Source organism: Variovorax sp. GW823-FHT04F07, assembly GCF_058795995.1.
The window spans coordinates 53,952-75,709 of record NZ_JBXAIG010000009.1; the positions used below are offsets into that span (position 1 = coordinate 53,952).

Annotated in this window: 12 protein-coding genes; 5 read left to right on the forward strand and 7 right to left on the reverse strand. The window is 71.8% G+C overall.

Features of this window, described 5'->3' with window-relative positions; translation table 11 throughout:
* Window positions 1-39: 39 nt before the first annotated feature.
* The 4 genes from AC1RAA_RS28865 to AC1RAA_RS28880 all read left to right on the forward strand — a co-directional run bounded on the left by AC1RAA_RS28865 (window position 40) and on the right by AC1RAA_RS28880 (window position 5,958).
* The gene (locus AC1RAA_RS28865; RefSeq protein WP_307697131.1) at window positions 40-1,947 is read left to right on the forward strand and encodes an ATP-binding response regulator; all 1,908 of its coding nucleotides are present in this window, start codon (window positions 40-42) and stop codon (window positions 1,945-1,947) included.
* A gap of 226 nt (window positions 1,948-2,173) precedes the next feature.
* Window positions 2,174-3,187 carry an ABC transporter substrate binding protein gene (locus AC1RAA_RS28870; protein WP_492732305.1) on the forward strand — a complete coding sequence of 338 codons (1,014 nt, stop codon included), beginning with the start codon at window positions 2,174-2,176 and terminating at the stop codon, window positions 3,185-3,187.
* Window positions 3,184-5,172 carry a hybrid sensor histidine kinase/response regulator gene (locus AC1RAA_RS28875; protein ID WP_492732307.1) on the forward strand — a complete coding sequence of 663 codons (1,989 nt, stop codon included), beginning with the start codon at window positions 3,184-3,186 and terminating at the stop codon, window positions 5,170-5,172. Before AC1RAA_RS28870 ends, AC1RAA_RS28875 begins: the two co-directional genes overlap by 4 nt.
* Before the next feature lie 6 nt (window positions 5,173-5,178).
* Entirely contained in the window at window positions 5,179-5,958 is a 780-nt protein-coding gene (locus tag AC1RAA_RS28880) for a hypothetical protein (RefSeq protein ID WP_492732309.1), read from the forward strand.
* Here AC1RAA_RS28880 and AC1RAA_RS28885 read toward each other — a convergent pair.
* Window positions 5,916-7,658 carry a galactosyltransferase-related protein gene (locus AC1RAA_RS28885; protein ID WP_492732403.1) on the reverse strand — a complete coding sequence of 581 codons (1,743 nt, stop codon included), beginning with the start codon at window positions 7,656-7,658 and terminating at the stop codon, window positions 5,916-5,918. The genes AC1RAA_RS28880 and AC1RAA_RS28885 overlap by 43 nt on opposite strands.
* Before the next feature lie 47 nt (window positions 7,659-7,705).
* Between AC1RAA_RS28885 and AC1RAA_RS28890 the strand changes: the two genes are divergently transcribed.
* A complete protein-coding gene (locus AC1RAA_RS28890; RefSeq protein ID WP_492732311.1) occupies window positions 7,706-8,572 on the forward strand; it encodes a glycosyltransferase family 25 protein in 867 nt (288 codons plus the stop codon).
* Between the two features lie 13 nt (window positions 8,573-8,585).
* Here the strand turns inward: AC1RAA_RS28890 and AC1RAA_RS28895 are convergent, their stop codons facing one another.
* From AC1RAA_RS28895 to AC1RAA_RS28920, 6 genes are all read right to left on the reverse strand, one after another.
* Complete coding sequence (locus AC1RAA_RS28895; protein WP_492732313.1) at window positions 8,586-14,072, reverse strand: two-partner secretion domain-containing protein; 5,487 nt, start codon at window positions 14,070-14,072, stop codon at window positions 8,586-8,588.
* A 2-nt stretch (window positions 14,073-14,074) separates the two neighbouring features.
* Window positions 14,075-15,796, reverse strand: coding sequence for a ShlB/FhaC/HecB family hemolysin secretion/activation protein (locus AC1RAA_RS28900; protein WP_492732315.1), 1,722 nt, complete (start codon window positions 15,794-15,796; stop codon window positions 14,075-14,077).
* Window positions 15,797-15,837: 41 nt separating this feature from the next.
* Window positions 15,838-17,949, reverse strand: coding sequence for a CHAT domain-containing protein (locus AC1RAA_RS28905; protein ID WP_492732317.1), 2,112 nt, complete (start codon window positions 17,947-17,949; stop codon window positions 15,838-15,840).
* Between the two features lie 226 nt (window positions 17,950-18,175).
* Window positions 18,176-20,365 (reverse strand): catalase, encoded by a 2,190-nt coding sequence (locus AC1RAA_RS28910; RefSeq protein ID WP_492732319.1) that lies wholly within the window; start codon window positions 20,363-20,365, stop codon window positions 18,176-18,178.
* A gap of 29 nt (window positions 20,366-20,394) precedes the next feature.
* Entirely contained in the window at window positions 20,395-20,553 is a 159-nt protein-coding gene (locus AC1RAA_RS28915; protein ID WP_167394958.1) for a hypothetical protein, read from the reverse strand.
* 157 nt (window positions 20,554-20,710) lie between these two features.
* Window positions 20,711-21,703 carry a succinylglutamate desuccinylase/aspartoacylase family protein gene (locus AC1RAA_RS28920; RefSeq protein WP_492732321.1) on the reverse strand — a complete coding sequence of 331 codons (993 nt, stop codon included), beginning with the start codon at window positions 21,701-21,703 and terminating at the stop codon, window positions 20,711-20,713.
* Window positions 21,704-21,758 lie beyond the last annotated feature (55 nt).

The window sequence follows — 21,758 nt, forward strand, 5'->3', positions numbered from 1 at the left end:
CGTGGCCCTAAGCTCGCGCCCCATGCGTTCAAGGCCTTCATGAACTGGAACTTCCGCCTCCTGCGCGGGCTGGCCCGCCTCACCTTCGCCCAGCAGCTGATCCTGCTGGCGCTGGTGCCGGCGACGGCGGCCACGCTGGTGGCCATCGCGGTGCTCACGCGCCAGCACCTGGGCAACCTCACAGAGCTGATGCGCGCCAACGCGCAGACGGTGGCGCTGCAGGTGGCCACGGTGGCGCAGGCGCCGCTGGCGCGCATGGACCGGCGCGCGCTGGCACGCACCGCGCAGACCGGCACCTACCAGCCGCACGTGCAGCAGGTGCAGATCTGGACGGAAGACGGCGAGATCGTCGCCAACTCCGAGACCGTCGACCGCCGGCGCGGCGAAGGCCTGCAGGTGGTGGTGCCGATCGTCAGCGACGACGGACGCCACAACGGCAAGGTGATGGTCGAGATCGGTCTGGACGCGGTGCAGAGCGCGCGCCGCTCGGTCTGGCTCAACGTGGCGCTGGTGCTGGCCATGAGCCTGCTGGGCGTGGGGCTGGCGGGCTGGTGGGCGGCGCGCCGCATCAGCGAGCCGATCCGTGCGCTGGGCGAGGCGGTCGACCGGCTCGGCGCGGGAGAGGCCGCCAGCGTGGCGATCGAGGGCACCTCCGAGGTGCGCCATCTGCAGCACGGCTTCAACCAGGCGGCACGCGCGCTCGCCGAAAGCCACCGGCTGCTGCAAAGCCGCATCAACGAGGCGACGGCCGAGCTGGCGCGCAAGAACCAGCTGCTCGAGGTGGCCAGCCAGGCCAAGACGCGGCTGCTGGCCGCCGCCAGCCACGACCTGCGCCAGCCGCTGCACGCGCTCACGCTGTTCTCCGACGGGCTGGCCAACGGCGAGACCGACCCGGTGAAGCTGCAGCGCATCGGCCACATCCGCGAATGCGTGGATTCGCTCGACCGGCTGTTCTCGGAACTGCTGAACCTGTCGCAGCTCGACGCCGGCGTGCTGCAGCCGCAGTGGGCCGACTTTCCGCTCGACCGGCTGTTCGACGAGATCAGCCGCAACTTCCGCCCCGTGGCCGAGCAGCAGGGCCTGCGGCTGGTGGTGCGCAAGACCGAGCTGTGGGTGCGCTGCGACTACGTGATGCTCTCGCGCATCCTCAACAACCTGGTGTCGAATTCGCTGCGCCACACGGTCGAGGGCGGCGTGCTGATCGGCGCGCGCGCCCGCGGCAAGGGCGTGCGCATCGACGTGGTCGACACCGGCGTGGGCATTGCCGCGCACCACCAGGCGCGGGTGTTCGAGGAGTTCTACCAGGTCGAGCCGGCCAGTCGCAGCAACGCGCCCGGCGGCGCGCGCGGCATGGGCCTGGGGCTGGCCACGGTGCAGCGGCTGGCCGAGCTGCTGAACACGCGCGTCGAGCTCAGCTCGCGCCTGAACAAGGGCACCTGCGTGCGCGTGCAGGTGCGCGCCGCGCCCGCCGCGCTGCCGGCACCGGTGGCACCGGCCCCCGCGGCGGCCAGCGCCGACGACGAGAGCAACGGCGACAGCCTGGCGGACCTGCGCATCCTCGTCATCGACGACGAGCGCACGATCCTCGAAGGCCTGAGCGTGGTGCTGTCCAACTGGGGCGCCACCGTGCTGGCCGCGCAGACGCGCGCCGAGGCGCTGGCGCTGGCCGACCACTGGGACACGCCGCCCGACGTGGTGGTGAGCGACCTGCTGCTGCAGGGCGGCGACAACGGACTGGACGTGATCGCCGCGCTCGAGCGCCACCCGAACGGCATCGGCGCCGGCACCGCGCGCCTGCTGGTCACCGGCGAGACCAAGCCCGACCGCCTGCGCGAGGTGGCCGCCGCCGGCATCGCCGTGCTCTACAAGCCAGTGTCGCCGCGCGTGCTGCGCCAGGCGATCCAGGCGCAGCGCGCGGCCGCGCTGGTGATTGCGGCGGGCCTCTGACACGGTACCTTCCCTGTAGGCGCCGGGTAGTCCGTCGGACATAGACCAAGCAGCCGCCGCGGTGTGATCTTCCTCACACGCGCAGGCCCTCGCGCATGCGGGCATAAGCCCTCCGCCTTATCGCGGGAAACAGGGCACGTCCTTACATTGGACCATTGCCTCTCGCTGCACAAAGCAGTCCATGTCCGTCGCTGTGAACCCTCCCATTCCGCTTTTCTCCGGAAGAGTGCACCGTGCTGTCCACGCGCTGCTGGCCTTCGGTCTCGTGTTGTGCCTGGCCGCCGCGCCGCGCGTGGCATCGGCGGCCACGCTGACGGTGCTCGTCGGCGACGACCAGGCCGCGTCGGCCGAGTTCGTGCAGCAGCTGCGCACCGGCCAGCCGGCCTCCGGCAAGTTCGAACTCGTGCGCATCGGACCGGGCGCCACGGCCGCGGAACCGGCCAGCGCCGACACCGAGCCCGCCGCCAACACCGGCGTGCGCACGCGCAGCCTACGCACCGCGAGCGATGCGGGCCTCACCGTGGCGGTGGGCACCGCCGCCGCGCGCGCCGCCCTCGAACGCCCCGGTGCCGAGCCGCTGGTGCTCGCGATGCTGAGCCGGCTCGACTACGAGACCCTCAAGGCCGCCAGCCCCACTGCCCTGCGGCGCGGCGACCGGCGCGTGGGCGTGCTGCTGCGCGACCCAGCCATGGCCGACCAGCTCGCACTGGTGAACGCCGTGCTGCCGCAGAAGCGCCGCCTGGGCGTCATCGCCACGCCCGAATCCGAGCCACTGGTGCGCGAACTGCAGCGCGCCGCGCAAGGCGCCAACCCGGCCTGGGACCTGCAGGTCGAGATCGCGCCCGACGCACGCTCGCTCGCCGCCGCGCTGCGCGCCCTGGTGCCACGCAGCGACGCCCTCATGGTGCTGCCCGACCTGATCGGCGACAGCCAGGCCGCCACGCTCTCGGTGCTGCATGCCGGCGCCGGCGCGGGCCTGCCGGTGTTCGGCGCCAGCGAGGGGCTGGTGCGCTCGGGCGGCCTGGCGGCGGCGGTCTCCACGCCCGGCCAGCTCGCGCAACAGGCGCGCCAGCTCGGACAGAAAGTGGCCAGCGCAGGCAGCACCGGCAACAGCAACAGCCCGCTGGTGGAGGCGGCCACGCCGGCCACCGTGCGGATCAACGCGACCGTGGCACGCGGGCTCGGCCTGCGTCCGCCGGAGGAACGGGAGCTCACCGAACGACTCGCAGCCCCGCGATGAGCACCACGCCGGTCCCCCCGAGCCCGCTGGTCCGCCCGACGGCGGCGGGAGCGGCCACGGCGACCGAATCGCCACCGCCCCCTCCCCCACCGGCCGCCGCCTCGCTCGTCGTGCGCGGCAACCTGCAGCGCGACCTGTTCCGCCTGGGCGTCGTGCCCTGCGCGGCAGTGGCGCTGGCGCTCACCGGCTGGTTCACGCACAACCGGCTGCAGACGCTCGAAGCCGCCTTCGACGCCGAAGGCCAGGCGGTCGCCCGGCAGGTGGCGGCGATGTCCGACCTGAGCCTGTACGCGGGCGACCTGCCGGCGCTGCAGAACGTGGCGTCGGCAGCGTTGCGCGGCGGGCAGGTGACGCGGGTGGAGATCAGCAACAGCGCGGGCGTGTACGTCACGGCCGGGCCCAAGAACGAATCGCTCGCGCAGCTGCGCATGTTCAGCGCGCCGGTCACGCTGCGCGAAGCCTCGCGCGCCAGCGCCTTCGCGCCGGCTGGCTCCACCGCGGCGGGCGACACGCCCATCGGGCTGGTGCAGACCTTCCGCGACACCACCGCCTACACGCACGAGCGCAGCCGCTCGCTCATCGCCGGCATCGGCATCGCGCTGGTCGCGCTGCTCGCGGCCTGGGCCTCGGTGCGTCACATGGCGCGCACGGTGGCGCGGCCGCTGCGGCGCGTGTCGCGCACGGTGGCGGCGCTGGAGGCCGGCCACTTCGAGGTGCGCTGCGACGTGGTCGAAGGCGGCACGCGCGGCACGCACGAGCTGGCCGTGCTCGCGCACGACATCGACCGCCTCGCCGAACGCCTGCAATACAACCGCCAGGTGAGCGAGGAGCGCGTGCGCGAGGCCACCGCCGTCGCGCTGCAGCGCATGGCCGAGGCCGAGCAGGCCGCCCTGTCGCGCGCGCGCTTCCTGGCCGCCGCGAGCCACGACCTGCGCCAGCCGCTGCATGCCATGGGCCTGTTCATCGACGGCCTGCTGCCCAGCGCCACCGAGGCGCAGCGCCCGGCCGTGCTGCGGCTGCAGGAGAGCACCGGCTTCATGGGCGTGCTGCTCGACGACCTGCTCGAAATCTCACGCCTCGATGCGCAGGTGCTCACGCCCGCCATCACGCGCGTCTCGCTGGCCGCGCTGTTCGACCAGCTCGACGCGCAGCACGCGCCCGCCGCCAATGCGGCGCAGGTGCGGCTGCACTGGCGCGACCGCGGGCTGGCGGTGCGCAGCGACGCGGCGATGGTGCAGCGCATCGTCGGCAACCTGGTGGCCAACGCGCTGCGCCACGCACCCGAAGGCGGCACCGTGCTGGTGGCCGCGCGGCGCAGCCGGGCCGGCGTGCGCATCGAGGTGCGCGACAACGGCGTGGGCATCGCGCCCATCCACCAGGGCCGCATCTTCGAAGAGTTCTACCAGGTGGCCAACACCGAGCGCGACCGGCGCCGCGGCTTCGGCCTGGGCCTGGCGATCTGCGCGCGCATCGCCACCCTGCTGGGCACCCGCATCACCGTGCGCTCGGCGCTGCAGGCGGGCAGCACCTTCGCGTTCACGCTGCCGCCCGCGCGCAAGGCCGACGTCGCGCCGCCCGAGCCCGCACCGGTGGCACCGGCGCCGCTGGCCGGCCTGCGCTGCCTCGTGGTGGACGACGACCCCGCCATCCTCGACGGCACGCACGCGCTGCTCACGCAGTGGGGCTGCGAGGTCGAATGCGTCACCACCGGCGCCGAGGCGCTGGCGCGGCTGGGCACCGGCGACATCGTCTACGACGCCGTGCTGTGCGACCTGCAACTGGCCGGCGACGCCGACGGCGTGGAAGTGATCGACGCCGCCCGCCGCCTGCAGCCCGGCGCGCTCGCCGTGCTGGTGTCGGGCGCCACCGGGCCCGAGGTGCTGCAGCGGCTGCGCCACGGCGGCGTGACGCTGTTGACCAAACCGGTGGCGCCGGCCAAGCTGCGCGCACTGCTCACCACGCGGCGCCACGCGCCCGGCGCCTGACCCCGCATGCCCACCGCCATCGACCTGAAAGACGTCCGCCCCTTCGTCGCCACGCCCTGCCACGGCGGCGCGGTCGGCACCGAGTGCGCGCGCAGCCTGCTCGGCCTGGTCAACCTCGCGTGGACCCACGGCTTCGCGATGCAGACGCGCTTTCTGGACGGCGACAGCCTCGTCACGCGCGCGCGCAACCGGCTGGCCGCCGAGTTCCTGGCCGACACGCGCTGGACGCACCTGTTCTGGATCGACGCCGACATCGGCTTCGAGCCCGAGGCCGCGCTGCGGCTGCTGGGCGCGGGGCGCGACGTGGTGGCCGGCGTGTACCCGCACAAGAGCGACGGCTGGCCCGAAGGCGGCCTGCGCGCGCCGCTGCCGGCCGGCACCACGCGCGCCGACTTCGAGGCGCTGCATGCGGCGTTTCCGGTCAACGTGAACGATGCGGGCGCACGCGTCGACGCCGACGGTTTCCTCGAAGTGCTGGACGCGCCCACCGGCTTCATGCTGATCGCGCGCCGCGTGCTCGAGCAGATGGCGCAGGCGCTGCCCGAGCTGCGCTACACACCCGACCGCATGGACGACCCGGTCGCCGCGGCGCGGCCGCACTACCGCTTCTTCGACGTGTTCGCCGAGCCGGGCAACGGGCGCTACCTCAGCGAGGACTACGGCTTCTGCCGGCGCTGGCAATCGATCGGCGGGCGCGTGCATGTCGACACGCGCTCGCGGCTGTCGCACCAGGGCCTGCGCACCTACCGCGGCGACTTCGCGAGAACGCTGGGGTTGGGCGACTGAGCCGCTTGCAGGTCGGGCGGCAAGGTGCGGCGGTCGTAGTCGCGGTCGGGCTCGATGCGCATCAACTGCAGCCCCGGACCTTCTTCCGCGAGGTAGTCGTAGCCGATGGCCTGGAACTGCCGCGCCGGATCGAGCCGCGTGTACAGGTCGCGCCGCGCCACGCGGTCCGCATGCCGGATGCTTTTGAGGTGGTAGAGCCGGTAGCGGCTGTAGAACATCAGGCCGTGGCGCTGCGCGTCGTCGGGCAGCCAGGGGCCGTGCAGTTCCGAACTCGATTCAAACGAGATCTGCTGCGGCAAACGGAACAGCCGTGCGCGCGACTTGCGGCCCCACGGGCCGTCGCTGCGCCAGGCGTCGGGCGAGTTCCAAAGCTCGCAGGACACGAGCGACAGGCTGGCGAGCTGGTTGTCCGGCAGCGAATCGACAGTCGCGTGCAGGTGGCGCAGGAACAGCTGCTCGTAGCGCTCGTCGGCATCGCACACCAGCACCCAGCCCGCGCCGTGGCGGCGCGCCGCTTCGAGCAGGCGGCGCTTGTTCTTGTTCTCTCGCCACACATGCGCGCCGTCGGCGCACGGCGGGTTCGACAGCAACTCCAGCAGCATCGGTTCGCGCCGCAGGATGTCGGCGGTGCCGTCGGTCGAGCCGTCGTCGAGCGCGACGATGCCGTCCACATGGCCGCGCAGGTGGTCGAGGCAACCCGGCAGACAGCGCGCTTCGTTGCGCAGCTGCAGCACGCAGACGATGCGCAGCCGCGAGGTGAGACGCTGTGCGATCAGCGGGCGCGCGCACCGCGGGCAATGAAAGGCGCTGGGCTCGTGGTGCAGCAGGCGCGCGCAGACCTCGCACTGGCGACGCGAACCCATCGGCACCACGGGTGCGGCGGCCGGCCAGTGCGGCGCTTCGGCGGACCATGCGCTGGTGCTGTCGTCGCGTGCAATGCGGTCGAAGTCGCAGCCCCAGCCGGCATCGCCTGCACGCGCCTCGTGCGGCGTGCATTTGATCCAGTCGACGTCGCGGTCGAACTGCTCGCCGCCCGTGCGCGTTTCGTCCGACAGGTGCAGCAGGTGCGCGTCCGGGCAGGCCAGCAGCTGCCAGCCCGCCATCTCCAGGCGCACGCGCAGGTTGTCGTCGTCGCCGCCCCATTCTTCGAACGATTCGTCGTAGCCGTGCACGGCCTCGAAGGCCTCGCGCGCGCAGCACAGCGAGCCGTAGAAGGTCTGCAGCAGCAGCTCGGGCGGCACCTGGCGTGCGAAGACGGCGTCGAGCGTGTCCGTGAGTTCGTCGAAGCGCGCGAAGCCGACACGACCGACCGCCACGCCGCGCGCGTGCCCCATCGCGGCGTGCAGCAGCAGGGCCGGCGCATCGCCCACGTAGGCGGACTCGGGCGAATGGACCAGCACGAAGCACCCCGCGCTGCAGCGCACGCCGGCATTGATGGCCTTGCAGGGCGGGCGCCATCCATGCGCCACCTCGTTCACCAGCACCTTCCAGCGGATCTGCGGAAAGCGTTCGACCAGCGCCAGCACGCCGGCTTCCTCGCCGGGCTCGTCGAGTGCGATCACCACCTCGATGCCGGGCCGCGCCCAATACCCCGCGTTCATCGGCAGCACACGCTCGAATTCGGCAAGCTTGCGGTAGAAAGGCAGCACGACGCTGAGCCACGGACGGTTCGTGTCGGCCTCACGACCTTCCGACGCCATGATGTTCACTGCATCGCTCCTTCGGCGATGACGCACCGGAGATGCCCATGCAAGGCTGCTACATCAACCTCGAGCGAAGCACCGAGCGCCGTGCCGCGATGGACGCGCAGCTGCAGCGGCTCGGGCTGACGAATGTCCGGCGGCACGCAGCCATCGACGCACAGGCACTCGCACCCGGCAACACGGCGATCACGCCCGGCGAGCGCGCCTGCTTCCTCTCGCACGCCGAAGCCCTCACCCGCGCGACCCCCGACGAAGCGCTGCTGGTGCTCGAAGACGACGCACAGCTCAGCGAGGCCCTGCCGGCCGTGCTGCGCAGCGGCGCGCTCGCGCAACTGGAAGCCGAAGGCTGCGACATCGCGTTCCTCGAATGCCAGCCCGTGACCTCGACGCAGCACCTGCTCGCGCTCTGGCACAGCCTGCAGCGGCGCCTGCCGCCACGGGACAGCGGTGCGCCGCGTCATGCGCTGTCGGGCATCGACTTCCTCGATGCACGCACGATCTACAACTGGGGCGCGGTCGCCTACCTCGTCACACCGAAGGGCCTGCGCGTGCTGCCCGCGCTGCTGCAGGAAGCGCTCGCGCACGGGCCATTGCAACCCTACGACCTGACGCTGGGCAGCTTCCTGCGCGATGGCCGCCTGCAAGGCGTGGTGCTCTCGCCCTTCCTCGCCACGCCGGCATGGGGCAGCCATGCCGACAGCACCCTCGGCAGCCCAACGGAATCGGCCGCGCACGACGTGCTCGGCGGTGCGCTGCGGCGCCTGTTCTTCGCCGGACCGCTCGACGGCCTCGAGGCCCATGCCGCGCCGTGGCGCCACGCCCCGCTCACCGACGACCCGCAGCTGCGGCTGCTCGCGGACCTGATGGCGCAGCTCTTCGTGCTCACGGCCCGCGATCACGCGCCGCGCTGACACGCGTGCGGTCTCAAAAGTCCGAACAGCCGTTGCGCCGCTCGGTGTTCACGCAGCTCAGCAGGTTGGGCCGCGAGCGCACGCGCGACCATTCGCGCGCCAGCACGTCGGCACCCTGCTGCGCGCGGTCGCCGTCCAGCGGGCCGGTGGCCAGGCAGATCGGCGCCTGGCCGATGTTCCGGTCGTACAGGTACGAGGTCAGCGGCTCGCGCACCACGTCCACCGAAGGCAAGAGCGGCAGGCCGCTCACGCGCAGCTGGCCCGGCACCACGCGCACCGCATAGCCCTCGGCCGAAGTGAAGGTGCCGTTGATCGGGTACAGGCCCGTCGGGCTGCCCGGCAGCGCCGGCGAGAACATCGAGCCGCTGAAGCCCGCACCGGTGTCGCCCAGGATCAGCCCCGTGATGCTGTAGATGAAGAAGGGGTTGGGCGCGCCCACGGTGCGCGAGGCGTCGGCGATCACGATGGTCGCGGTCGGCTGCTGCGCGTAGATGAAGTGGTTGTCGCCCGGCGTCACGCTCACGGTGCACAGGCCCAGGTAGGCGCAGTGATAGAAGTTCGGCAGCGGGCCCGAGCCGGCCAGGCCGCCGCGCGTTTCGCCGACCCAGGTGTCGGCCCACACGCGCCACAGCGCACCCGAGATGCCGTGGCCGCCCGGGTTCTGGAAGCGCGCCGCCGCCACGAGGTCGGTGCCGCTGCTGCTGCTGACGGGCGCGCCCAGTGTGAGGTCGCCGCTCAGCGTGCGCACGAACACGGTGTTCGCGGCCATCGAGTCGGCCGAGGTGACCTGCGGCAGGTTGCCCGCCGCATCGAAGCCCGTGACCGACACCGGCCCGATGGTGACCGCGTTCGCGTCCACGTAGGCAAAGCCGCCCGCCGCGCCGCCGCCGACCGTGGTCACGTCGTTGCCCGGATTGCGCAGGTCGACGCTGCCGCTGCGCGAGCGCGCGAGCAGCGTGCCCGCCGTGATCGTGCCCGCGCCCGACTGGCTCACGTTGCCGGCCGACAGCAGCCCCAGCGTCGCGGCCGAGACCGGCGCGTTGAGCGCGATGCCGCCGCCACCGCCTTCGTTCTGCAGCGTGAGCGCGCCCGAGGTCGTGAGCGCGCCGGCCACCGTGATGGCGCCCGCGTGCGTGGTGCTGCCCGCGACGATGGTCGGCGCCGACAGCTGCGCGAACTCCGCGCCCGACACCGAGAAGCCGTTGACCGTCGGGCCGCCCAGCACGATGGGCGTGGCCGTGTCGTCCGACGCGACCATGTTGGCATCGACCCCGCCCGGGCGCAGGTCGATGGTGCCGGCCGCGACCACCGGCGCCTCGATCACGATCGAATCGCCGCTGCCGTCGTTGCTCGCGCGCAGCAGCACGTTGCCGCTGCTGCGGATGCCGGGCAGCGCGCCCGGCGCAGTCGGCGCACCGCCGGCCTGCAGCACGACGCCGCGCCCGCCGTTCTGCGAACGGCCCGTGACCTCGATGTTGCCCCCGCCCGTGGTGACGAGCTGCGCGCCGTTTTCCAGCCGCACGCCGCTGTCTTCGGTCACGCCCGGCGCCGAGGGGTCGTTGTTGAAGTTGTAGCCGCGCACCGCGATGTTGCCGCTGCCGGTGGTGATGGAACTGCCGCCGTTGATGAGCACGCCGTGCGCCGCCGCGAAGGTCGACGAGGCCTGGCGCCGCGCCACGCCCTGCACCGTGACGTTGCCGCTGGTGGTGCCGATGGTGCTCGGGCCGATCTGGCCGCTGGTGATGACCACACCGCTGTCCCAGGTGGTCGAGGTGCCGCGGATGTCCACGTTGCCGGTGGCGCTGGCGATGCGCGCGCCCTGCAGCAGCACGTCGCCGCCTTCGATGCGCACGTTGCCGCCCGCGCCCGCGTTGCTCTGGCCGACGCGCGTGTCGACCTGCACGTCCTGCGTGAGGATCACGGTGCCGGTGGGCGCACCGGGCTGGCCGCTGAGCAGCGACACGTTGCCGCCGTCGGTGATGACCTGCCCGCCGTTCAGGCGGATGAAGCCGCTGCCGGGCGTGCCCGTGCCCAGCGCGTTCATCGTCACGCTGCCGCCCTGCGTGAGGATGTTGCCCCCGAAGTCGATGAAGCCGCTGTTGCCCGAGGGCGTGCCGTCGGGGTTGACGCCCGCGTTCATCACCACGTTCAGGTCGTCGCCGCCGGTCGCGCGGATGGTGGTGCCCGGCGTGCGCGTCTGGATGCCGCTGGCGGCGTCCAGCTGCAGCGTGAGCGGGCCCTTGGAACCGGTGTAGCTGATGTCGACGTCGGCATCGAGCGTGATGACGCCGCCACCGCCCGTGCCGGTGCCCGTCGTGATCTTCACGCTGGTGCCGCCGTTGAGCGCGGTGTTGATGTCGCCGTCCTGGATGGTCGAGTTGGCGACCGCGTCATAGGGGTTGGTCGGCAGCGTGCCCGCGGCCGTGCCGTGGGCGATGGTGAGGTCGAAGGGGTCGATGAACCACTGCCCCGCCGCGCCCACCGGTGCCGACGCGTCGACGCGCGCGCCGCGCAGGTCGAAGCGCCCGGCCGAGGTCTCGATGCGCCCGCCGTCGCCGCCGGCCGCGCCGCCGCGCGCCGAGAGCTGACCGTGCGCGCGCAGCGACTCGGTCGCCACCACCTTGATGCTGCCGCCGTTGCCCGCGCCCGTGCCCGCGTTGGCTTCCAGGCGCGTGTTGCCGCCGACGGCGATGGCGTTGGTGGCCGCGATGTCGATGCTGCCGCCGCCGGTCGCGCCGCTGGCGTCCAGGCGCGCCACCGCGGGCGAGCCGTCGGAATTCGTGGCGCCGTCGATGAGCACGTTGCGCCCTTGCACCGAGATGCTGCCGCCCTTGCCGCTGTCGCTGGCCACCGAGGCCAGCGTGCCGACGCTGGTGCCCACGCCGGAGATGAAGGTGACCATGCGCATCGAGACGTCGGTGCCCTGGGCGTCGATGGCGATGGTGCCGCCGCTGGTGCGCAGCGCCGTCGGATGGTCGGCGTCGACCGTGACGGCCACGCCGTAGGTGGGCGTGGTGGACGGCGTGATGATGATGTCGGGGCTGCCGAGCGTGGCGCTGAAGCCTTCGCTGCCCGCGTGGCCGATCACGTCGATGCGCCGGCCCGCGCCGGCCGAGACCTCGCCGCGGATGGCGACACCGTTGCCGCCGCCGGCCGACATGTTCCCCGCCGCGAAGCCCGTGTCGGTGCGCAGGCCGTCGAGGTTCGCGCCCTGGCCTTCGATGCGCACGTCGCGCTCGCCGGCGACGGTGGCATCGTCGATGACGACCGCCGTGCTGGCGCCCACCGCGGCCCCGCCGATGTTGGAGGTCCAGGTCGGGCCCTGGCCCTTGATGCCGATATCGCCCACGGACTTCAGCACCGCGCCGCTGCCGATGGCCACGCCGCTGCGCCCGTAGCCCGCGAGGCCGTCGACCTGCAAGCCGCCGGCGCCCGCTTCGACCGTGCCGCCCGTGATCGACACGCCGTTGCTGCCGCGGAAGATGAAGTCGCTGTTGTTCTGGTCGTCGATCCAGGTGCGGCCCTGGCCGCGCATCGTCACGCGGCCTTCGCCGCGGGTGGTGACCTGGCTGCTGGCGAGCGTCACGCCGTCGCGCCACACGAAATCGCCGGTGTCGCCGCCGAGCGGGACGATGCCGCCGATGGCGCGGCCGTTCTGCGTGTCGCCCTGGCCGAAGAAGCGCACGTCGCCGCCGTTGGCCGCGATGGTCGCGCCGGTCAGCACGATGGCGCCGGCATAGTCGGTCTCCGCAGAAGGGTTGCCGCTGCTGTTGTTGATGTTCTTCGCGTTGGTGGCGACACGGCCGGTCGCGTCGGCGTTGAAGTCGACGTGCAGCGCGCCTTGCTGCGATGTGATGGCCGAGCCCTCGTTCATCACGATGCTGCCGGCCGAGTCGACGCGCAGCCGCGCCGTGCCGCCTTCGCTCTTGACGACCTGCACGCCGGGCGCAAAGGTCACGCCCGCGCCGAGGCCGGTGCGCCCGCTCGCCAGCGTCACGTCGGTGCCGCGGCCCAGCGTGTCGCCGACACTGCCGGCGCTCACGGAGCCGCCGGTGAAGGCCGGCAGTTTGCTGTCATACGCCGGCACGTTGCCGGCCTCGACGATGCCCAGGTCGGACTGCTTCGCGTTCACCGTCCAGCTGCCGTTGGCGCCGCCCTGCGCGCCACCGCCTGCGTCCACACGCACGGCCTGCACACGCACCGCATCGGCTTCGTTGGAGATCGCACCGCCCTTGCCGGCGCCCGCGCCGCGCGCGGTCATCTCGCCGTAGGCCTGCAGCCGCGACTCGCGCTCGGGCGCCGGATCGGCCTCGCCCACCAGGGCCTGGCCCTGGGCACTGGCCGTGGTGACGGTGCCGCCGGCGCCGCCCGTGGTGGCGTCGGCGCGCAGCACCGAGGTGGACGACAGCGCCACGTCGTAGCCATGCACCGACACGCTGCCGCCGCCGGCCTGGCCGCTGGCATCGATCACCGCGCGCTGGTCGCCGCCGCCGGTGCCTTCGATGCGCACCTGCCCCGCCGCGATGCGGATGGTGCCGCCGTGCTGCCCCGCGCCCATGCCGGTGGCATCGAGCGTGCCGCCGTTCATCTCGATGCGGTTGTTGCTGCCGGCGCCGAGCACGATCTCGCCGTTGACGTTCTCCAGCGTGCGCGCGCGCACCGTGCCCGACTGGTTCACCACCAGCTCGCCCGCCGTGGTGGAACTGCCGATGAGCATCACGCGCCCGCCGTCGGCCTGCAAGGTGGCACCTGCGGCGTTGACCACCTTGGCACTCGTGGCCATCGCATCGGCCGCGACCACGAGGTTGGTGAGCCCGTCGTTGCCCAGGTCGAAGCTGATCTTGCGGCCCGAGGCCAGTGCGACGGTGCCGCGGTTGGCGGTGATGCTGCCGGTGTTGGTCACCTCGGCGCCCATCAGCACCACGGGGCCACCGGTGGCGGTGAGCACGCCGGCGTTGCTCACGGCCGTGGTCTTGTTGTCGTCGCGCAGGAAATCGAGCTTGGTGCTGGCAGCAGTGAGGAAGTCGTTGTCGGTGGTGGTCAGTGCCAGCGTGGACGCCACGAGGCCGCCCACGTTGACCGTCGCGCCCTGGCTGAACATCACGCCGTTCGGGTTGACGAGGAACACGCGCCCGGGGGACGTGAGCTGTCCGGCGATGGTCGAGAGCTCGTTGCCCGTCACGCGGTTGAGCAGGATGCTGGCCGCGGCCTGCGACGGGTTGGTGTGGCTGATGTTGACCGCGTCCTTGGCACCGATCGAGAAGCTGTTCCAGTTGATGATCGCGCGCAGCGACGACTGCGAGATGCCCAGTGCCTGCCCGCCCGCACTGGAGGCCGACGTGGTGGTGCCCACGGTCACGCCGCCCTGCGTGGTGTAGCCGTTCGGGCCGAAGCTCGGCAGGATGGTTTGTGCCAGCGCCGGGGCCAGGCCCATGCAGGCGATCGAAAGCGCCAGCGGACGCAGCGGATGCCGGGGTTGGAAGGTGGTGCGGGGCTTCATGGTCAGAACGCCTTCTGCAGCTGCACGTACAGCCGCGGGTTGCGCCCGCCGCCGTCGGTCTGCGCGGGCGGTGTGCCGGCGCGCCAGGCGAGCGTGGCGTTGATCGAGAAGTTGCCCGGGCGCGACCAGCTCAGGCCGATGCCGTAGCCGCGCAGGCTGTGGGAGTTCTCGCCGTCGAAGGGCGAGGGATGGCGCGCGATCTTTCCGCGTGCCGCGTCGTAGAACAGGTAGGGCGTGATCTCGTCGGTGGCGGCCCAGCGGTATTCGAAGGTGCCGATCAGGCCCTGGTCCACCAGCAGTTCGCCCGAGGGGTAGGCGCGCACCGCGCGTGCGCCGCCGAGCGCGAGTTTTTCCGAGGCGTCGAGGTTCTTGCTGGCCCACTGGCCGCCGACCGAGAAGTACAGCGAGTGGCGCGGCACGATGGCCTGCAGGCGCGACACCTGGAAGCTCAGCTTGGTGAAGCCGCCTTCGGTGTGGCGCCCGCCGAACTGCTGGTCGGACTGGAAGCTCTGCGCGTCGCGGATCGACAGGTCGCCGTGGTACAGCGTGCCCGAGCTGGCCCAGTAGCCGCCGCCCAGCACCTCGTCGCGCCGCTCCCAGGCCCAGCCGATGCCGAAGCCCTGCACGCGCTTCTTGGCCGTGAAGTCGACGCCGCGCAGCTCGTCGGTGAGGTCCTTCACGTCGGCCGTGAGGCGCAGGAACAGGTTCTGCTGGCGCTGGCGGATCAGCGGGTAGTTGAGCGACACGTCGAGCACGTCGGCGCGGCCACGCGCGTCGAGGTCGACGAACTTGCCGCCCAGGTCGTAGCTCACGCGCGAGATGCCGATGCCCGCGCGCAGGCCGCTGGTGCCCAGCGGCGCCTCGTAGGCCACGCGGCCGTACTGCAGCGCGTTGCTGTTGGACAGCAGCAGGCGCGCATCGAGGTTGTCGCCGATGCCGAAGGGGCTGAGCCAGCGCGCCGTGCCGCCCACGCGGTAGCGCCCCGCCTCCTTGGTGCCGTGGTTGTCGGCCTCGGCCGAGAAGGCCCAGCGCGCGCCGGCCTCGACCTCGACCGACAGGTCGGTGGTACCAGCCTGCGCGCCTTCCTGCAGGCTCGACGAGACCTTGAGGCCGGGCTGGTCCGACAGCAGCAGCATGGCGCGCTCGTAGGCCGGCGCGTTCACCGCCTCGCCCGGCTGCAGCGCCGCCAGGAAGCCGCGCACGCGCGCCTCGCTGATCGGCGCCTCGGGCGCGACCAGCACGTCGACCTTGCCCAGCCGGCCTTCGATGATGCTGATCTCGACGATGCCGTCACGCACGGTCTGCACCGGCACCACCGCCTGCGCGAGGAAGTAACCGCGTTCCTTGTAGCGCGTGGTGATGGCCTGCGCGAGCCCTTCGAGGTCGCCGAGCGTGACGTCGCGGCCGATGTAGGGCGCGGTGATGGTCTGCAGCTCTTCGTTGCTCAGCGCCTTCACGCCGTTCAGGCGCAGGTCGTTGAGCTTGAAGCTGCCCGCGCCTGCTGCAGGCCGGGGCGGCGCGGGCAGGGTTTGCGGCGCGACGGCGCCGGTGGCCTGCGCCACGGGGCGGTCGCAGCTGCCGCACGGGTCCTTGGTGGGCAGCAAGGTGGTGGCTTCCTGCGCATGGGCGCGGGGCATGGCGACCCACAGCGTGGCGCCGACGAGTGCAGTCGCCGCGATGGCGATCGGCGTCGGCCGTGGACGAAGGCGGATCGCAGGGGCCATGGCAGTGCTTCTTTGCAGGAGGGAGCGTGGCGAAGACATGGTCAGCTCCCGACGGTGAGGCGCCAGTTGCCGATCAGGTTGAACGGCGCCCAGAAGAAGGGGTGGGACATCTTGGGGTCCTTCAGCACGGCCAGTTGCCCGGCCTGCATCGCCTTCTGGATGTCGCGGCCCTTGGCCAGTTCGCCGTAGAGCGTGCCCATGAGCACGGCGGTGGCGTCGTCCGACACGGGCCACAGCGAGGCGATGAGGCTGGAGCTGCCGGCCGAGAGGAACGAGCGCGTGAAGCCCAGCACCTCGTCGCCCTGCGCGATGCGTCCCAGGCCCGACTCGCAGGCCGAGAGCGTGACCAGCGCCGTGCCGTCCATCGGCAGCGCCAGGATCTCGTGCGCTTCGAGAAAGTTCTGCTTGCCGCCTTCGTTGGCCAGCAGGATGCGCGAGTACAGCGGATCGACCTCGTCGGCCTCGGCGTGCGCGGCCACGTGCATCAGCGGCGAGCGCGAGGCCACGTCGCGAAACTGCGTCTTGGTGGCGGCCGCGCCCATGTACACCGTGTTGCGCGGGAAGAGTTGCGCGAGCTGCTTCACCTCGGTCTCGGCGCCCGGCAGGTCGTACTTGTCCTCGATGCGCGGATTGCCGAAGGCCGTGAGCGACGCGTTCACGCGCGGCGTGCGCTGCGCCAGCTGCACCGCGATGCTGATCGACGGCGCCACCGACACCGGGTGCGTCTCGATGAGGTAGCGCCCGTCCAGGCGCAGCGCCTGGAACGGCAGGTAGTGCAGCGGCCCGTGCGGCACCACCACCACGCGCTGCCCCGGCACCAGGCCCAGCGGCCCGAGCAGCGCGGCGCCCAGCTTGTCGGCGTTGGTGATGGCGGCGCGGCGGCCACGCACGATCGAATTGCGGAAGGTCTCGACGAGCTCGGTGAGCTCCTCGCGCTTCACCGCGATGCGCTTTTCGACGATGCTGTCCGGCCCCACGACCCAGACCATGAGACGGTCGGGCAGCGCGTGGAACTGCACCACGCGCTCGTCGGCCGCCAGCGTGCGCTGCAGCGCGGCCACGCCGACCGTGCCGGCCGACGATTCGCTGAGCTTCGCGCGGCCGCGCACCGCATCGAGCAGCGCGCGCGAGCGGCTGTGCTCGCTCACCTCGAAAGCGCGCTGCGGATCGCCCGCTTCGCTGTACACCGCCACGCCGCGCTCGAACACCGACTGCAGGTCGGAGAACAGGCCCATCTTCACTTCTTCGCTGCGAAAGCGCGCGCGCACCTGGTCGACATCGGCCAGCGCGCGGCCCGCAGCCTCGGCGGCGGCCTGCTTCTGGCCCAGCGCGAGTTCGCTGCGCGCCACGCCGTCCCAGGCCCAGAGCCGGTAGTAGGCGGTGTCGGTGCCGACCTGGCGCGTGGTGAGCGCGCGGTACTTGTCGCGTGCCTCGGCCGGCTTGTTCTCGGCCAGCAGCAGGCGGGCGCGCGTGCGTTCGAGCTGCGCGGCCAGCGGCGCCTCGCGCGGCTCGGCCATGTCGCCGAGCACCTGGCGCGCGCGTGCCGCGTCACCCGATTCGATGAGCGCGTTGACCAGCGAGGCCTGCACCAGCGGCGCATAACGCGGCGAACTGTTGGCCAGTGCCTCGTCGTAGCTGAGCACCGCGCCGGCGAAGTCGCCGCGCCGCGTGCGCACGTCGCCGATCACCTTCTGCACCGGGCCGACCACCAGCTTGGGGTCGCGCGCGGGATGGCGCAGCGCTTCGCGCGCGAACTCCTCGGCCTTCTCGAGCTGGCCCGAGTAGCTGTAGACGATCGCCAGGTCGCGGTTGGCCACGGCGCGCAGGTTCGGGTCGCTGGTGGCGTTGGCCAGGTGCAGAGCCTTGCTCGCGGCGCGCACGCTCTGGCGGAACTCGCCCGCCTCGGCCAATGCGACTGCCTGGCTGCAGTATTGATAGCCCGAGAGCTTGACCGCGTCCTGGCCGTAGAGCACCGCGCCTTCGCTGGTCAGGGCCAGCAGCGTGTCGGTGTCGGCCAGCCGCGCCTGCGCCATGCGGTCGGCCGCGGCTTCGGCATTCGGGCCGCCCGCTGAAGCAGCGGGGGTTGCAGGTGGTGGCGCCGGACGTTGTGCCTGCGCCGAAGGGCCGCCGGGGCCCAGAAGCAGCACACCCACCAGGCCGACCGCACCGGCAAGACCGGCACGGCGACGCGCCGGATGCGCACATCCCCATCTCGAAAACCACGCCATTGAACCCCCTCGACCCATGCACTCGCTGCCGCGAACGCTCGACGCCGCGGGAGTGCGCGCCGTTCAGGCCTCGTGGGAAAGTCTAGGAGCGGGTGTTCACCTCGCCTATTCGCAATACGGTCTAGCGCAAATGGCGTAGAGCCGGTTCACGCTAGGCGGGCACGCTGTCGATGTTGAGTCGGTCCCAATGCCGGTGCTTCGCAATCGCCGCAATGAAGTCGTGCGCGATCTGCGTCGCCGCCGTGGCGTCGCCCAGGTTGGTGACAGGCGTCTCGGCCACCACCACGCCGGCCGGCGCCTCGCCCTCGGGCGTGACGCCCAGCGTGGCCAGCAGTTGCACGCCCTCGCCCACCGCGCAGATCGGCTTGCAGTGCTTGTAGGCCTCGAGCACGAAGTGCACGGCATCGCCTTGCGCCGCGAGCGCGGCGGCGCCCTCGGCACCGGCGGGCACGAGCACGGCGTCGAACAGCACCGAGGCGGTGTTGGTGAAGGTCATGTCGACGTCGATCTGACGCTTCGACGCGCTGGCCACGGTGCCGAGCTTCGGGCCCACCACCTTGCACAGCACGCCCACCTGTTCGAGCGCGTCGCGAATGGGCTTCAGCGAGGCCGAGTCGACGCCGTCGGCCACGAGGATCGCGACCTTGCGCGTGCGCACCACGCCGTCGGCGCTGCCGTCGCTCATGCGCAGCGCGGGCGATTCGTCGATGGGCAACTCGATGCGGTGCTCGCGAAAGCCCGAGTACCCTGCGGCCGCTTTCGCATCGGGCTCGCCGATGCCCAGCGGCTCGGCCACGCGGCGCGCGAGTTTCTCGTCGACGTGCGCGAGGTTGTCGACCATGCGCTGGCGGATCGCCGGCACTTCGAGCTTCGAGAGTTCGAAGCGGAAGGCCGCGACGATGTGCTCCTTCTCGGCCATGCTCTGGCTGTTGAAGAACAGGCGCGCCTGCGTGAAGTGGTCGTCGAACGACGGGCTGCGGCGCCGCACCTTCGGCGACTCGATCTCTTCGGGGAACGACTGGAAGCCGTGGCTGCCGCCGTCCACGCGGAACTCGGTGCCGCTGCCCAGCGTGTTGGGCTCGTAGGCGACCTGGCCGCGCGCGATGGTCTGGCGGTGCATGCCGTCGCGCTGCATGTTGTGGAACGGGCACACGGCCTTGTTGATCGGCAGCTCGTGGAAGTTGGCGCCGCCCAGTCGCGAGATCTGCGTGTCGGTGTAGCTGAACAGGCGCCCTTGCAGCAGCGGGTCGTTGCTGAAGTCGATGCCGGGCACGACGTGGCCCGGGTGGAAGGCCACCTGCTCGGTCTCGGCGAAGAAGTTGTCGGGGTTGCGGTTGAGCACCAGCTTGCCGATGCGCTGCACGGGCACCATCTCTTCGGGGATCAGCTTGGTCGGGTCGAGCAGGTCGAAGCCCAGCGACTCGGCCTTCTCGGGCGCAATGAGCTGCACGCCCAGCTCCCACTCGGGGAAGTGGCCCTGCTCGATGGCCTCCCAGAGGTCGCGGCGGTGGAAGTCGGGGTCCTTGCCAGCGATCTTCTGTGCCTCGTCCCACACGAGGCCGTGCACGCCGAGCTTGGGCTTCCAGTGGAACTTCACGAAGTGGCTCTCGCCGCGCGCGTTGACGAAGCGGAAGGTGTGGACGCCGAAGCCTTCCATCATGCGCAGGCTGCGCGGAATGGCGCGGTCGCTCATGGCCCACATCAGCATGTGGGTGCTCTCGGGCATGAGCGAGGCGAAGTCCCAGAAGGTGTCGTGCGCGCTCGCGGCCTGCGGCATCTCGTGGTGCGGCTCGGGCTTGACGGCGTGGATGAGGTCGGGGAACTTCATCGCGTCCTGGATGAAGAACACGGGGATGTTGTTGCCCACGAGGTCGTAGTTGCCCTCGCGCGTGTAGAACTTGACGGCGAAGCCGCGCACGTCGCGCACGGTGTCGGCCGAGCCGCGCGAGCCGGCCACGGTCGAAAAGCGCACGAACACGGGCGTCTTCGCATCGGGGTCCTGCAGGAAGTCGGCGCAGGTGTACTGCGACATCGACTGGTAGACCTGGAAGTAGCCATGCGCCGCCGAGCCGCGCGCGTGCACGGCGCGCTCGGGAATGCGCTCGTGGTCGAAGTGCGTGATCTTCTCGCGCAGGATGAAGTCTTCGAGCAGCGTCGGCCCACGCACGCCCGCCTTGAGCGAGTTGTGGTTGTCGGGAACCTGCAGGCCCTGGTTGGTCGTCAGGTGCGTGGGGTGCTCGGTGGTGAAACCCTCGAGCTGCAGCTGCTTGGCGTTGGCGCCGTCACCGGTCTTGGCGGTGCTGGCGCGGCGGCCTGCGGCGGCCTTGTTCTGGGGGGACATCGGGGTTCTGGGCATCGATGCGGGTCGGCTCAGCCGGCCTCGTTGCTGTTGCCGCTGCCGATGAAGATGTCGAGCACGTTCACCACGGCGATCAGGCCGATGCAGGCGGTCACGGCAGCCACCGCCCAGATCAGGATGTCGTCGCCCCAGGTGCCCATGAGCGAATCGAACAGTGCCGAGATTTCCATGATGTTTTTCCCTCCGAGAGAAGCGGGGCCGCGCGCCGGCAAATCCGCAAAGAGGAAGCTTAGGTGGGGCCCGGTGCGCGGGCCGTAGTGGCCGCCCCTCCCCGTCTGTGGGAGAAGGTGGGCGTCACCGGTAGGAGGGCGCCGACAGGCGCGAGCCTCAGACGGTCGGGTCGAGCACGCGCTCGCTGGGCCGCGCGAAGTAGAACCACTCGGCGCCCGGCAGCGCCATCGCGTTCGGGAACACGATGAAGCCGTCGTCGGGCGCGCTGACCAGCGTGCCGTCGTGCCGCATGCCCACGGGTTCGCCGCGCTGCACGGGGTCGAAGGTGGCCCAGTCGCGCACGAAGCTGTCGTCTTCGTGCAGGCGGTCGGTCACGCTGGCCAGGCGCAGCAGTTGGGGCGGCTGCGGGGGCGCGGCCGACAGGCCCGGCGGCAGCGCCGCCATGCCCAGCAGCGCGAGCGTGCGGCGGATGGCCGCCCACGCCACCTGCGGCGCCTGCGGGTCCTGGTGCTGGCCGCATTCGAGGGTGACGCCGTAGCCGCCGCAGCTGCGGATGTATTCGTTGGTGCCGCGGCCGAAGTCGATGGCGGCCTCGTCGACGGCGGCGCCGCGCTGCGCGAGGCCGGCGGCGTAGATGTCGAGCCAGCCCTCGACGACGATGGGCGTGCCGATGTGCAGCGCGAGCCGGCCTTCTTCCTGCGCGCGCGCAAAGGGTTCGAGGCTGCCGCTGTTGTCGCGCGGGCCAATCATCGCGAAGGCCTCGCCCTCGCTCTGGAAGGAATGCAGGTCGAGCAGCACGTCGTGGCGCGCGATGACGGGCGCCAGCCGGTTGGTGATGCGGGCTTCGTAGTCGGCGGGCGTGTCGCTCGGGCGGAACAGGCGGTTGAGGTTGCGCTGGCCCTCGCGCTGCAGGCGCCGCCGCGCGAGCGGGTTGGCCACGGGCACGAGCGTGAGTTCGCCGCGCAGCAACTGCAGCGCGCCGCTATCGAACTCGGCCAGCACGCGCGCGATGCCTTCGGTGCCGCAGGTCTCGTCGCCATGCACCCCGCCGATCACGAGCAGGCGCGGGCCGGGGTTCAGCGACGCGAAGGCATGCAGGCGCAGGCTGTCGGTGGCGGTCGCGGCGTCGTCGAAAAGCGGGGTGGACATGCGGGCGATTATGCGGAGGCGACTGTGGCCACGCAAAAGGCAAGACCCTGTGGCA